The organism is Atribacteraceae bacterium (assembly GCA_035477455.1).
Lineage (GTDB): Bacteria > Atribacterota > Atribacteria > Atribacterales > Atribacteraceae > DATIKP01.
The window spans coordinates 1-12,104 of sequence record DATIKP010000122.1 but is presented as its reverse complement, the minus strand read 5'-3'; the positions used below and the strand labels follow the sequence as shown (position 1 = coordinate 12,104).

The 12,104-nt window shown below is 53.6% G+C and carries 16 protein-coding genes; 5 read left to right on the top strand and 11 right to left on the bottom strand.

The window, feature by feature from the left end; translation table 11 throughout:
- Nucleotides 1-135: 135 nt before the first annotated feature.
- The 10 genes from VLH40_07555 to VLH40_07510 form a co-directional block, all read right to left on the bottom strand.
- A complete protein-coding gene (locus tag VLH40_07555) occupies nucleotides 136-435 on the bottom strand; it encodes an AzlD domain-containing protein (protein ID HSV31858.1) in 300 nt (99 codons plus the stop codon).
- Complete coding sequence (locus VLH40_07550; protein HSV31857.1) at nucleotides 428-745, bottom strand: AzlC family ABC transporter permease; 318 nt, start codon at nucleotides 743-745, stop codon at nucleotides 428-430. The genes VLH40_07555 and VLH40_07550 overlap by 8 nt, the downstream gene beginning before the upstream one ends.
- A gap of 95 nt (nucleotides 746-840) precedes the next feature.
- Nucleotides 841-1,761 carry a DMT family transporter gene (locus tag VLH40_07545; GenBank protein HSV31856.1) on the bottom strand — a complete coding sequence of 307 codons (921 nt, stop codon included), beginning with the start codon at nucleotides 1,759-1,761 and terminating at the stop codon, nucleotides 841-843.
- Entirely contained in the window at nucleotides 1,758-2,642 is an 885-nt protein-coding gene (gene larE / locus VLH40_07540) for an ATP-dependent sacrificial sulfur transferase LarE (protein HSV31855.1), read from the bottom strand. Before larE ends, VLH40_07545 begins: the two co-directional genes overlap by 4 nt.
- Nucleotides 2,639-3,637, bottom strand: coding sequence for a hypothetical protein (locus tag VLH40_07535; protein HSV31854.1), 999 nt, complete (start codon nucleotides 3,635-3,637; stop codon nucleotides 2,639-2,641). The genes larE and VLH40_07535 overlap by 4 nt, the downstream gene beginning before the upstream one ends.
- Complete coding sequence (gene metA / locus VLH40_07530; protein ID HSV31853.1) at nucleotides 3,634-4,554, bottom strand: homoserine O-succinyltransferase; 921 nt, start codon at nucleotides 4,552-4,554, stop codon at nucleotides 3,634-3,636. The genes VLH40_07535 and metA overlap by 4 nt, the downstream gene beginning before the upstream one ends.
- A 13-nt stretch (nucleotides 4,555-4,567) precedes the next feature.
- Nucleotides 4,568-5,866, bottom strand: coding sequence for an aminotransferase class I/II-fold pyridoxal phosphate-dependent enzyme (locus VLH40_07525; protein HSV31852.1), 1,299 nt, complete (start codon nucleotides 5,864-5,866; stop codon nucleotides 4,568-4,570).
- A gap of 25 nt (nucleotides 5,867-5,891) precedes the next feature.
- On the bottom strand, nucleotides 5,892-6,851 hold the full coding sequence (gene cysK, locus VLH40_07520) for a cysteine synthase A (protein ID HSV31851.1): 960 nt from the start codon (nucleotides 6,849-6,851) through the stop codon (nucleotides 5,892-5,894).
- Between the two features lie 65 nt (nucleotides 6,852-6,916).
- Nucleotides 6,917-7,351: an Rrf2 family transcriptional regulator gene (locus VLH40_07515; protein ID HSV31850.1), complete on the bottom strand. Its 435-nt coding sequence runs from the start codon at nucleotides 7,349-7,351 to the stop codon at nucleotides 6,917-6,919.
- Nucleotides 7,352-7,666: 315 nt separating this feature from the next.
- Nucleotides 7,667-7,885, bottom strand: coding sequence for a hypothetical protein (locus tag VLH40_07510; protein HSV31849.1), 219 nt, complete (start codon nucleotides 7,883-7,885; stop codon nucleotides 7,667-7,669).
- Nucleotides 7,886-8,084: 199 nt separating this feature from the next.
- On the opposite strand from VLH40_07510, the gene VLH40_07505 reads away from it, so the two are divergent.
- From VLH40_07505 to VLH40_07485, 5 genes are all read left to right on the top strand, one after another.
- A complete protein-coding gene (locus tag VLH40_07505; protein HSV31848.1) occupies nucleotides 8,085-8,558 on the top strand; it encodes a SoxR reducing system RseC family protein in 474 nt (157 codons plus the stop codon).
- Nucleotides 8,555-9,556, top strand: a complete 1,002-nt coding sequence (locus VLH40_07500; GenBank protein HSV31847.1) for a hydroxyacid dehydrogenase — start codon at nucleotides 8,555-8,557, stop codon at nucleotides 9,554-9,556. Before VLH40_07505 ends, VLH40_07500 begins: the two co-directional genes overlap by 4 nt.
- A 405-nt stretch (nucleotides 9,557-9,961) precedes the next feature.
- The gene (locus VLH40_07495) at nucleotides 9,962-10,798 is read left to right on the top strand and encodes a hypothetical protein (protein ID HSV31846.1); all 837 of its coding nucleotides are present in this window, start codon (nucleotides 9,962-9,964) and stop codon (nucleotides 10,796-10,798) included.
- A 489-nt stretch (nucleotides 10,799-11,287) separates the two neighbouring features.
- Nucleotides 11,288-11,560, top strand: coding sequence for a type II toxin-antitoxin system Phd/YefM family antitoxin (locus tag VLH40_07490; protein HSV31845.1), 273 nt, complete (start codon nucleotides 11,288-11,290; stop codon nucleotides 11,558-11,560).
- Nucleotides 11,547-11,849 (top strand): type II toxin-antitoxin system RelE/ParE family toxin, encoded by a 303-nt coding sequence (locus VLH40_07485; GenBank protein ID HSV31844.1) that lies wholly within the window; start codon nucleotides 11,547-11,549, stop codon nucleotides 11,847-11,849. Before VLH40_07490 ends, VLH40_07485 begins: the two co-directional genes overlap by 14 nt.
- A gap of 37 nt (nucleotides 11,850-11,886) precedes the next feature.
- Here the strand turns inward: VLH40_07485 and VLH40_07480 are convergent.
- Nucleotides 11,887-12,104 (bottom strand): hypothetical protein (locus VLH40_07480; GenBank protein ID HSV31843.1); only part of this gene is annotated, 218 nt, incomplete at its 5' end.

The following is a 12,104-nucleotide window of genomic DNA, read 5'->3' as shown; positions in this document are numbered from 1 at the left end:
CGGTATGGCTCCCCTTCCGGTAGTCGGACATGTTGTTTCACCTCACCGGGATATGGTACCGGTAGGGGACACTGTTTTCAAGGTGCTCAAAGCTCTTCGCCTAAAGGCGAAGGAATTAGACCTGGCACTTGGAAATTAAAGAAATTGCCGCATGATCCAAACCACTAAAATCCCTCCGAACATGGACAACAACAGATTCCGGGACCGCAGGGCCAAGAGGACCGTCACGCCGGCGGCGATCGCTTCCGCGAAACCGCCTTGGGTGATCCTCGGCACCACAATGGAGATGAGCACCGTTGCGGGGATATAGCAGAACCAAGCTTCCAGACGCCGAGACAGAGGAAAGCGACCGACTAACCAGAAACCCAGGGCCCGGGTGAGGCAGGTGACAGCGACCATGCCGAGGATGATGATAAAAACCCGGCTCTCAATCATCACGGCGGCTCATCATTCCCACGGGGCTACCCGAGAACGCCCCCAGCAGGATATACCATTTACCGGGAAGCAGCCGGGAAAACCAGGGATCAAGCGCGGCACCCATCAGGAGATAGCGGAGGTTCACCACCAGTGTCGTAAAGATGATGGGGAGAACAGGCAGGGGAACCCTCCACATATCGAGAGCTACAAGCTGTGACGAACCAGCGAAAACCAGGCTGCTCATCATGAGAGCCTGGGCGGGGCAAAGCCCCGTTTGGCGGGAGAGGGCCCCGAAGACCACGCCGCAGGCAAAAACACTCCGGGCGATCGGAACGCTTTTCCAGGCGCCGTTTACCAGCCCTGAATGGTGGAATAGATGTTGGTTGAAGGCCTTCCCGATCTCTGAGGCGAACCGGATATCCTCTAGTCAAGCAGGCGGTATTCCCTGCCCTTTACCCTTTTCGGACGCTCGCTGACCCGTCCTTTCAGGTTCACCAATCCCGCTCCGCCCAAAACGATCCCGCCACCGACCAGCGATAACCAAGTCGGCACTTCGCTCAGCCAGAGCCAGGCGATCAGAATAGCCAGGACCGGGGACAGATAGAGAAAGCTGGCCATGCGCGAAGCCGGATACCGGGAAAAAGCCTGAGTCCACAAAACATAGGCCAGAGCGGCGGGGAAAACACCCAGATAAATTACCGCGGCGGTGGATTGGAAAGGAGCCTGGATCAGCGTACGGAAAAATCCGGATAGAAAAGGAGCCATGAACAGGGTCCCCGCCCAAATGATATAGGTGGTGAGCTCAAGGCCGCTGTATTTACACAGGTACGGTTTTTGAAAGACAAAGTACAGACTGGTGGACACCGCGGCGGTAAGGACCAGAAAAGCACCCCGTTCGAATTGGAAGATCCCGCCTTCCCCCAGGGCGATGAGGACCACACCCAGGAAGCTCACGGCTATTCCGGTCCACCCCCACCGGCTCAAACGCTCGCCCAGGAAAAAATGAGCCAGAAGGGCGATGAAAACCGGGCTCGAGGCAATAAGCAGGCTGGCCGATCCGGCGGTGACGGTGAGTTGTCCATAACTCAAAGCGATATGGTAGACGGTGATCCCCAAAAATCCAAGAAGACCGAGAATGGGAATGTCCTTCCGGTCCGGAAGACGGATATCGCCGGTGAGGGAATAGATCCCCAGAACCAATGAGGCCACCAGGAAACGGAAAAAGGCCAGGTGTCCGGGAGGATAGGCAACCAGGGCGGCCCGGATTCCGGCAAAGGCCGAAGACCACATGATGATCGACGCAAAAATCAAGCCCAGAGGCGAAAGCTTCCTCAATTGTTTCAAATTTCGTTTTCCGAGGATATTGCATTGAAAAGGACCGCATTCATGCTTCCTGTCCGGTAACCGGCCAGATCCAGGGTCACATAGCTGTACCCGGCCCGGCGAATTCCTTCGACGATGGATTCACGAATCTTATCGTCCAGAATCCGGAAAAACTCACTCTGATCCACCTCGATACGGGCGACGGCGCCATGGTGACGGACCCGGTAACGGGAAAAACCCATTTCCCGCAGGACTTCTTCCGCCGTTTCCACCTGTCGCAAAAGTTCCGGCGTGATGGAGGTCTCATAGGGTATCCGGCTGGCCAGGCAGGCCTGAGCGGGTTTGTTCCAGTTGGGAAGTTCCAGAGCCAGCGCGAGAGTGCGGATTTCTCCCTTGCTCAAACCAGCCATCAGGAGGGGACTGGGGATATTCAATTCCTGCAGGGCCCGTCTTCCCGGCCGGTAATCTGAAAGATCATCGACATTGCTCCCCTCGACAACCTGCTGAAACCCTCCATCGGCAGCGATCGATACCAGGCGGGAAAAGAGCCCGTGTTTACACCAGTAACAACGATCCCGATCATTGCGCGTTAAACGCGGATCATCCGACTCCGAGGTAACGACCCGCAGAGGCACACCCAAATCTTCGGCCAGCCGCCGGGCCGCTTCCCCTTCCCGAACCGGGTTGAGCGGAGAGTCTTCATAAACGGCGCAGACCTCGCCGGGCAGCACCTCTGAAGCGACCCGCAGGAGGAGGGTGCTGTCCACTCCTCCGGAAAATGCCACCAGGACGCTGTTCCAGGTCGCCAGGATCTCCCGAAGCCTCTGGTATTTTTGAGCGACGATTTCCGGGAGAACAGGAAGAGTCATCCCGTGGTCACCACTTCTTTGCCGATCGTTCAAAGACGCATTACCTCCATTTCCCCTTTGGAAAGAGGCGGGACAATTACGCTGTATTCTTCCTCCCCTCCCGGAACGACCACCACCCGGGGGACTCCGTCCGGAAACCGGGAATAAAAACCGACCAAGCGGGCTGCCGTCGTTTCCTCAGCCTCAGACACCAATCCCCGGGCCAGGGCCAAGGGTCCCTTCTTGCTCGCGGGGTAAAACAGCCAATCATCCGGCCGGGACAGTTCCTGAAGCATGAACCCCTCCTTTTCGTCCCGGGCGACCACCAGCTTCACCCGGTCACTCAGCCGGAAATGCCGGCCCACCTTCAGGAGCCTTACTTCTGCGGGAGTGAGAGAACCCCGGAGCAGAACATCCCGTAATTTATCGCAAAAACGGCGGTCGGTCAATAAACATCCTCCAGCCGGGGGAGGATACTCCGCAAGGCCGATGATACGGGCCAGGTTCATTTGGGGTTTTCGGCTCCGTCCGGAGAATCCGCCCAGACGGTCCCGGTCAATCCAGCCCTGTTCTTCCGGGATGGTGGACGGAAGCAGGCGGGCGGAAAGAGGCCGGAGCAAGAGGCCGGTCAGGCCGCCTTCTTTTTCGATCAAACGAAGCGCCGGTCCATGCTGGGACATCGGGCGTTGGGCAAGCACCTCTCCACTGACGATAAAATCGGCTTCGATTTCGCTCAGTAATGTACGTGCCTTGCGCAACATCATAATCTTGCAGTCCACGCAGGGGTTCAGATTTTTTCCCCACCCAAAGCGGGGGTTCTCGATAATCCCGAGAAATTCATCTTCGATCGATATTTCCCGCAACTCCAAACCGAATTTCCGGCTGAAACTAATCCGGGAATTCCGACTCTCTGCGAGCCCTTTTACGTGTGCGAAACCGGTGACGAAATGGACCAGCGTGACCGCGATACCTTGCCGGGCCACCAGGAGAGCGGCCAGCCGGCTGTCGAGACCGCCGGAAAACAGCGCGACGGCTCTTCGCCCATTCACCGCCTCAATTCTCCCAAATCATAGGGTGTTTCCTGGTAGACATAGTAGTTAAGCCAGTTGACATACAGGAGGTTGGCATGACCCCGCCAACGCACGACCGGTTCCCGGGACGGATCATCGTCGGGATAGTAGTTGCGGGGAACGTCTATCGACAACCCTTTGGCGATGTCCCGTTCATATTCGCTATGCAGGGTCAACGGATCGTATTCCGAGTGACCGGTAACGAATACCTGGCGCTCATCCCGGCTGACCACGATATACACGCCCGCCTCCGCGGACTCGGAAAGAATTTCGAGATCAAGAACCCGCGCGATATCCTCCCGCCGGATCTCGGTATGTCGCGAGTGAGGCGCGAAGAAGACATCGTCAAAACCCCGGAAGAGTCGGACATGCTTCCGGTTTACGGTGTGGGGAAAGGCACCGAACATCTTGGCGGGGAGGGGATATTTGGGTATCCCATAATGGTAATACAGGCCAGCCTGGGCTCCCCAACAGACATGAAACGTGGAAAAAACATTGTGCTTCGACCATTCCATGATCGAACACAATTCATTCCAGTACGTCACTTCCTCAAAGGGGAGATGTTCCACCGGTGCCCCGGTGATCACCAACCCATCAAAGCGCCTTTCCCGAATCTCTTCGAAGGTTTGGTAGAAAGCCAACATATGTTCGGCCGGGGTGTAGCGTCCGGCATAGGATCCGGTCTGAAGCAGGGTGATCTCCACCTGAAGCGGAGAATTACCCAGGAGTCTCAGAAGCTGGGTTTCGGTAACGATTTTGGTGGGCATCAGATTGAGAATGGCGATCTGGAGGGGCCGGATATCCTGATGAAAGGCCCGGTCTTCATCCATGACAAAAATATTTTCATTGACCAGGGTATGCTTCGCCGGGAGACTGTTCGGGATCTTGATCGGCATCCGGGTTCACCTCTCAACTTTTTTCCAGGGCTTGTGCGAGATCGCCGATAATGTCGTCGATATGTTCGATCCCAACGGACAGACGGATGAGGTCCGGCCGGATCCCTCCCTGCAGCTGATCTTCGGGTGTGAGTTGGGAATGGGTGGTAGTCGCCGGATGGATGGCCAAGCTTTTCGCGTCTCCCACATTGGCCAAGTGTGAGAACAACCGGAGAGATTCGATAAACCGTTGACCGGCTTCTTTGCCACCCTTGATCCCGAAGACCACCATCCCCCCGAAGCCTTTATGAAGGTACCGGCTGGCTACCGGATAGGTGGGATCGCCGGTCAATCCGGGATAACGAATCCAGTCGACCCTGGGGTGGTCGATCAAAAACTCGGCAACGGCCTGGGCGTTTTGAGAGTGACGTTCCATGCGCAGAGGCAGGGTTTCGATCCCCTGCAGAAATATCCAGGCGTTATCCGGGGACAGGCAGGCACCGAGATTGCGCAGGGGGACCAGCCGCATCCGCAGAACAAAGGCCACCGGATTAAGCGGGCCCAGGTCCTGGGCAAAGCGGATATCGTGATAGCTCCGGTCCGGTTCGTTGAAGAGGACAAACTTCGGGTCAGTCCAGTCGAAGGTCCCCGAATCGACAACGATCCCTCCTACTCCGGTCCCGTGTCCACCCAGCCACTTGGTCAGTGAATTGACGACGATATCGGCACCGTGTTTGATGCTGCACAGGAGATAAGGCGTGGTAAACGTCCCATCGACAATGAGCGGAAGATGGTGCTTCCGGGCAATCCGGGACACCGCTTCGATATCGGTGAAGTCCAGAGCGGGGTTCCCGATGGTTTCGATAAAAATAGCCCGGGTTTTACCGTTGACGGCCCGGTCGAAGTCCGCCGGTTCTTTGGGGTCCACAAAGCGTGTGGTGATGCCGTACTGGGGGAGGATGTCATTGAACATGGTGAAGGTACCCCCGTAGAGATTGTTCGCCGAGACGATCTCATCACCAAAGCGGGCCAGGTTGATGACTGAATAGAAGATGGCCGCAGTCCCGGAAGCGACCGCCAGGGCGGCCGCTCCTCCCTCCAGAGCGGCCATCCGTTTTTCGAGGACATCGTGCGTGGGGTTCATCAGCCGGGTGTAAATATACCCCAGTTCAGCCAGAGAAAAAAGGTTGGCCGCATGTTCGGTGCTTTTAAAGACATACGAACTGGTCCGAAAGACCGGGACCGCCCGGGAAAGGGTATCGGAATCAATCGTTTGACCGGCGTGAAGCGCCAGGGTTTCGAAGTGCGCTGTGCTTTTCGTCTCTTCGTTCACCGGAATCCTCCTGTTTCTTTTCCAGTTATTCTTCAAACAACCAGGTACTGAGATACCGTTCACCGGAAGACGGAGCGATGGTCACGATCATCTTGCCCCGGTTCTCCTCCCGGCGGGCAACCCGTAAAGCCGCCCAGAGGTTCGCCCCGGTGGAAATACCACCCAGAATGCCTTCTTCCCTGGCCAAGCGGCGGGCCATGATTCCAGCATCCTCATGGCGAACCTGAATAATCTCATTGATTACGGCGGTGTTCAGGACATCCGGTACGAACCCCGCTCCGATACCCTGAATCTTATGAGGACCGGGATTGCCCCCCGAAAGGACCGGGGAATCGGCCGGCTCTACGGCAATAGCTTGAAAAGAAGGCTTGCGGGCTTTGATCACCTCGCTCACACCGGTGATCGTTCCTCCCGTACCGACCCCGGCGACCAGAATATCCACCCTTCCCCCGGTGTCCCGCCAGATCTCCTCCGCCGTGGTCCGACGGTGAATTTCCGGATTGGCCGGATTCTTGAATTGCTGGGGTACGAAAACACCCGGTGTTTGGGCGGCCAGTTCCTCTGCTTTCTCGATCGCGCCCCGCATGCCCTTCGTCCCTTCGGTAAGCACCAAATCCGCCCCGAAAGCCTTGAGCAGTTTGCGCCGCTCGACGCTCATGGTTTCAGGCATGGTCAGGATCAGCCGGTAGCCTCGCTGCGCGCAAACAAACGCCAAGGCGATCCCTGTATTCCCGCTGGTCGGTTCAATGATCACAGTGTCTTTGGTGATCAGTCCCTCCCGCTCGGCGGCCTCGATCATAGCCAGGCCGATCCGATCCTTGACGCTGGCCAGAGGATTGTACATTTCCAGCTTGAGCAGCACGTCCGCTCCACAGCCCTCAGCCAGGTGGTTCACTCGAACCAGAGGCGTGTTACCTACCAATCCAGTAATATTTTCCACGATACCCGGCATGTTGTTCTGTCCTTTCTCAGGTGTATCATCCAATGTAAGGGAGAAGCTTCCAGGCTGAAAATCATCATGAAATCGCCCATTCAAGTTCGCTTGAGATCTTAGATGTTGTAATCGACCGCGGTTTTTTTGAAGCCATACAAACTAACGATGTCCCGTAATGAAAAAGATTGCAATACCTCGGCCATCATCTTACTGACATCCTCCCACGCTTCCCGGGCCAGACATTGGGTGCTCCGAGTACAAGGTTTTCCATCCAGACAATCCACCAGGAAAATACCGCCTTCCAGGGTCTCCACCAGATCTTTCAAGGTAATCGCCCCGGGATCCCGAGCCAGTTGATAGCCACCACCCGCGCCCCTGGTGGAACGGATCAACCCGGCCACCCGTAGCTGAGAAGCGATTTGCCCGAGATATTTCAATGAAATCTCTTCATTCCGGCTGACCTCGGCTAATTGCACCGGTTCGTTCCCATGGCGTTTTATGAGATACATCATGAACCGGAGGCCGTAACGGGTTTTTGTCGATAGTTTCATGACCGGCCAATGACCTGCTTTATCCTCTTTTTTCTCATTGGTCTTCACCTCTCATATACTACTTTACCTATGGATTTGATAAACTATCAGGTTCATGCGGTTTTGTCAAGAGAATCTGAAGCGACGGTCAGACTGTAAGAGAGGTGATGGGCAACTGAACTTGAACTGACCCCGGAAGGCGGCATAAACTCTACAACGGCCGTACCACCCCGCACCAGGTCAACCGAACCTTCAAAAAGATATCGCGAGATTATTGCATTCGTGCTGCCACTGAAACCCCGGTCGATCATTTCCCAGCGGACAGGCACTCCTTTCTCACACCCGGAAAAAATTGAGCGTATATCCAAAGGCAGATGTTTCCATGGTGATAACCTGTTTCCCGTCGATCACCGGAGGCAAGTCGTGGACCATCTCCCCATCCACCGAGGTCCTCATGGCAACCCGGCTGCGGAATCCCGGATCGCGGAAGGTCCACATCCCCAGAGCGTTGAGCTGGAAATTGACATTGTACAAAGCGAAAAAGAGGACAACCAACCCGGCCGCCTTAAGAAAACGCAGAGAAAATCGGGGACTAATAATAACATTAATATACGGAGAGCGCCTTACGAGGTTTCGTGCCCGGAAAAAATGATGAAAACGGAATTCCGCGGCCACTGGAGTTTATTGCAAACTGATCATAGAATAGTACCAGGGTATAATTAGTCCCTCCAGATCTCCAAAGGAAGGAATCGGTATGATAAAACCCGGTGAAGTGCTCGCTCTTGATAATGGCTATGCGTTGGTGAAAATGCAGCGAGGAGCCGGCTGTGGAAAGGACAAATGCCCCTTGAGTGTACCGCTTCTTGACGATTACGGCAAAGCGTCCTTCCAGGTCCGGGCCAAAAACCTCCTGGACGCCGCTCCGGGTGACACGGTCCTGGTGGAAATCGAAGACCGGACGGCCATGATCATTGCCTTCAGTTTATACCTCATGCCCCTCTTGCTGGTATCCAGCGCTTATTTTTCCATTCGGCTGGTAACAGGAAATACGGCGATCATTAGCATTGCGGTCATCGCTTCGTTGGTTGTTGCGGCCTTCGCCCTCAAATGGCTTGATCGAAACATTCAACCACGCTATACCGTTATCGATTTCGTTGACCAAGAATCGATCTGTTCCTCCTGTCCCCTGAGTGCAAAAAATCCGGAAAGCGAGGTAAAAACCCCATGAAAATGGCTTTCTTCGAAACCAAGCCTTTCGAGCAACAATTTCTGGAAAACCACCTGAAAAACCATGAAACAAATTTTTTCGAGGTCCCGCTCACGGACGAAATCCTCGATCAAATCCAGGATGTCGAGGTTCTTTCTCCGTTTATCTATTCCGAGCTAAACCGGCGACGCATCGAAGCGCTTCCCCGTCTCCGCCTGGTCGCTACCCGTTCCACTGGTTTTGACCATATCGATCTCGCCGCCTGCCAGGGAAAAAACATTACCGTAAGCAATGTCCCCCTCTATGGTGAAAACACCGTTGCCGAACATACATTCGCTCTTATTCTGGCGCTTTCCCGAAATATACACCGTTCGTATCTGCGAACGAGTGAGGGCAATTTTTCCATAGACGGCCTTAAGGGTTTCGATCTCGAGGGCAAAGTCCTCGGAGTCGTTGGAACAGGACGGATCGGCGTCCACGTGATCAAAATCGCCCGGGGTTTCGGCATGAGCGTCCTGGCCAATGACGTCAAACCAAACGAAATCCTGGCCGATGTTATGGGGTTCACCTATGTCTCTTTCGAGGACCTGTTGGAACGTTCGGACATCATCAGCTTACACGTCCCGTTGACCTCCGGCACGCGACACCTTATCAATGCCCAGACCCTGCAACGTATGAAGCAGGGCGGCCTCCTCATCAATACCTCCCGAGGCGGCCTGGTGGATACGGAAGCCTTGATCCGCTCTCTCGACGATAAATGGCTTAGAGGAGCGGGTCTGGATGTGCTCGAAGGTGAGGAATTCATCAGGGAAGACCGGGAACTTCTCGCTGATAAAAAAAGCGGGGCAAAAAAATCCTGGCCTTTCGGTGATGTCTCTCTTCTGAGAAGAGAAGACCTGGTCCTTACGCCTCATATCGCCTTTTTCAGCAATGAAGCCCTCCAGCGGATCCTGGACACGACCCTCACCAACATCGAGGCGTTTTTGGAGGGGATACCAAAAAATACGATCCACGGGTAACGGACGATAAACCGAAGTTCCCACCCAATACGACCACACCCATCCCTTCCTATGCCTATCAGGATTTCCAAACCGCTCTCCGGTTGGCTAGGCGTGTGGGGGTCAAATACCAGGAGGCCTGTCCTGCCTTGGTTTCCGGTTTGAAAGAGGAGCTCAAGCCACCCTCAGGCTGGTCTTTTCGCTACTGATCCGGGCGGTGAAACGAGGGAGGAAAGGGGCCTTCACGCTGACCAAGATCGCTTGGCTGGATCGGTTGAAAGAAGCACTGGCTATGCTGGATACAGAGCCAAAAACTCTTGGAGAGGTGAGCTGAAAGAATGAAAAATATTATCCACTTTTACAGGGAAAAATGGACTTGACCGCTAACACAGATTTAATTTCAGGTTGCAAGGGGGTTAAACGGCTATGACAGTGGCAGAGCAGTACCAAGCTGATGTCAATGCCGTTCTGGCAAAGCGTTATGATAACGATGGTGATTACTGGACCACTCCCGACAGGCGGCTGGCCAAGGGAAGCCCGTTTTCCACCCTCGATTGCGTATTAATGCTGTCGGAGTTGGGCATGGCCCCTTCCGAACCTGTATTGAAAGAGGTTGCCGGCCTGATTTTCAGTTTATGGCGGCAAGACGGACGGTTTAAACTTTCACCACAGGGTGCGATCTACCCTTGCCATACCATTAATGCCGCCAGGGTTCTATGCCACTTAGGCTATGCTTCTGATAGCAGGCTCCAAAGAACATTTGATTACCTTTTGGAAACCCGGCACAGTGACGGTGGTTGGCGTTGTAAAAAGTTTTCCTTTGGGAGAGGCCCGGAAACGGAGTTTTCCAATCCCGGTCCAACATTGTCAGCGTTAGATGCTTTCAGATTTACATCTTTCCTAAACCAAGACGAATCTCTTGAAAAAACCGTGGATTTCTTGCTTGGGCATTGGACGACCCGCAAGCCGCTCGGTCCCTGTCATTATGGAATTGGCACCCTATTTCGGCAAGTCGATTATCCTTTCTCCCAATACAACCTTTTTTTCTATGTTTACGTTCTGTCTTTCTATGACCGGGCAAAAAAAGACCGGCGATTTTTGGAGGCGCTTGGAGTTTTAGCATCCAAGTTAATTAATGGGAAGGTTGTAGTGGAAAGGCCTAACCGGAAGTTGGCCGGGTTTACTTTCTGCAAAAAAGGGGAGCCAAGCGATCTGGCAACCAGGCGCTACCATGAGATATTGCAAAACCTTGGTCAAAATTGAAAATGATTAAGCTTTTGGATAGTTGCTTGGTCAATTTGGTTTTTACAATGCATGGTTATGGGTTAGGTTTGCAGGAGGTGTAACTTCGTATGACTTGATAAATAATAGCTGCCGGACCTGCGTCTTGGGGAAACAGACAGGAAAAGACCAAAATTCTAAAAGGGAGGCTGCATCACGAGACCGCTGCAAACCAATTTGTCCATATTATGATTTACTTCTTGGTTCTGGCTCGTCCAGGTTAGGGAATTAAATTATGAGAGTTCGCCCGTAGACATAAAGTTTTGTCATTACGGCCTTCCGGGACTTATGATTCTTTCCACGAGCCATGCATAGGGAATTGTCTCTTTAAGGAGCGGCCGTCGACAACGCTTAGGTTGGATCTGAAGCCGGCCCTGCAGGAAGAAAAATTATAATATTTTGTTCGTTGACGATCCTCTCAAAATTCTGATATAATATGAGCATAAATATTGATACAAGGAGCGTTTGAATATGCCGAACATTAGACCGATTTCTGATTTAAGAAATAACACCAATGACATTTCAGAGTTTTGCCATACATCACGAGAGCCGGTTTTTATTACTAAAAACGGTGTCGGTGATATGGTTGTGATGAGCGTTGAAACCTACGAGCGGCAGCAGGCACTCATAAGCTTGTACATAAAGCTTGCCGAAGCAGAGGAAGAAATCGCAAACGGTGCAGAAGGTGAGGATTTTTTTGAGGTTGCAAAGCAGTTGAGAAGCAGCGTGCATGGGCAAGTATAAAATCAGGATATATTTGCATGCCAAAACGGACTTAAAGGATATTGTCAGCTACCTCAATACACTGTCACCACAGGCTGCAATCAAATACTACGGTTTGATTACAGAAAAAATCAGCAGTCTCTCCGAAATGCCCGAGCGGTGTCCCTTTGTGCGGGATGTCGCTCTGAAGGCTAAAGGCTATCGCTACTTGATTGTAGAAAACTATATAGTGTTCTTTGTTATAAAGTCAGATACAGTGCAGATCCGCCGCATTATTTACGGCAAGCGCAAATATGAATGGCTGTTGTGAGAGATTTTTTCTGCATAGAAGCTACTCTCTTTACCCCTCACCTCTTTTCCCGGTAGACCAGTTGGATGCTCCCAGCCCGGGGTTCTTGCCTGCGCGCGGCGCGCAAGCAGGCCCGGACGGTCAGCCGCTGTTTGGCCGGGGGGGACGGGTCGACTGGGGAAGGATCGGGAAGAGGCGGTTCCCGACAAAGAGCAGGGTAAGGTCCCGAGCCGGGGGGGGGGCGGTGATAAGCCGGCGAGATTCTCTCTTCCCCCG

Bases quoted from the DNA above. Each gene is read 5' to 3' on its own strand.
- VLH40_07555 (HSV31858.1), bottom strand. From the start codon at position 435: ATGATTGAGAGCCGGGTTTTTATCATCATCCTCGGCATGGTCGCTGTC.
- metA (HSV31853.1), bottom strand. From the start codon at position 4,554: ATGCCGATCAAGATCCCGAACAGTCTCCCGGCGAAGCATACCCTGGTC.
- VLH40_07515 (HSV31850.1), bottom strand. From the start codon at position 7,351: ATGAAACTATCGACAAAAACCCGTTACGGCCTCCGGTTCATGATGTAT.
- VLH40_07505 (HSV31848.1), top strand. From the start codon at position 8,085: ATGATAAAACCCGGTGAAGTGCTCGCTCTTGATAATGGCTATGCGTTG.
- VLH40_07500 (HSV31847.1), top strand. From the start codon at position 8,555: ATGAAAATGGCTTTCTTCGAAACCAAGCCTTTCGAGCAACAATTTCTG.
- VLH40_07495 (HSV31846.1), top strand. From the start codon at position 9,962: ATGACAGTGGCAGAGCAGTACCAAGCTGATGTCAATGCCGTTCTGGCA.
- VLH40_07490 (HSV31845.1), top strand. From the start codon at position 11,288: ATGCCGAACATTAGACCGATTTCTGATTTAAGAAATAACACCAATGAC.
- VLH40_07485 (HSV31844.1), top strand. From the start codon at position 11,547: ATGGGCAAGTATAAAATCAGGATATATTTGCATGCCAAAACGGACTTA.